This is a genomic window from Streptomyces sparsus, from assembly GCF_054776295.1.
In genome coordinates this window covers 1-858 of sequence record NZ_BAAHCA010001426.1, presented here as the reverse complement: position 1 = coordinate 858, position 858 = coordinate 1, and the positions used below count along the sequence as shown (strand labels likewise).

Sequence of the window (858 nt, the reverse complement as noted above, 5' to 3'; positions counted from 1 at the left end):
GGCCGGCCCGCCCGGTCCCCGTGGCGGCTGCCGCGCCTCCTCACCGGGCCCGTGGCGACCACGTACGGGCCGGTCCTGCCGGCCACCGCCGACGCACTGCTGGTCAACGGCGTGACGCCCTCGTGGGACCTGGCCGCCGGCCTCACCGCGGCAGCCGTCCTGCCGTTGCGCCGCCGCCTGCCGGTACCGGTGCTGCTGGTCACCCTGGCCGGCATGTACGTCGGCTTCATCTGGTTCGCGCCGCTGATCGCGCTCTACACCGTCGCCCGCCACCGCCCCGGCAGGATCCGACTGGCCGGCAGTGCGGGCCTGTTCGCCGCCGCCTACCTGGTGCCCAACCCGCTGGACGAGCCGCCGTGGACGTCCGTCCAGGAAGCGGTGCTCGACGTCATCGACACCGCCCTGGTCATCGCCGCGCCCATCGCGCTCGGGCTGCTGCTGGCCGCCCGCGGCCGGGAGAACGCGCTGCTGGCCGAACGGGTGCTGAGCACCGAACGGGTGCGGCTGGCAAGGGAGATGCACGACGTGGTGGCCCACCAGGTCAGCCTGATCAGCCTCCAGGCGGGCGCGTTGCGCATCAGCACCCCCGACCCGGCGGCCCGGGAGAGCGCGGAGACCATCCGCTCACTGGCCGTGGCCACCCTGGACGAGTTGCGGCATCTGGTGGGCGTGTTGCGGGCGGCCGGCGGCCGCACCGTCCAGCTCAGCCCCCAGCCCCGGCTGAGCGACCTGCCGCGGCTGATCGCCGACAGCGGGCTCGACGTGGACTTCACGCCACTGCCCGACGCCGACCCCCCTTCCGAGGGCGAGCCGCCGGCCGACGCCGAGCGCCTGCGCGGCGGGACGGGCGGGCGCTTC

Annotated in this window: 1 protein-coding gene; it reads left to right on the top strand. The window is 75.8% G+C overall.

All coding sequences use genetic code 11. The features are described from left to right. Positions 1–51 precede the first annotated feature (51 nt). A partial coding sequence (locus tag ACYVE9_RS28845; RefSeq protein ID WP_461030829.1) for a sensor histidine kinase occupies positions 52–858 on the top strand: 807 nt, incomplete at its 3' end.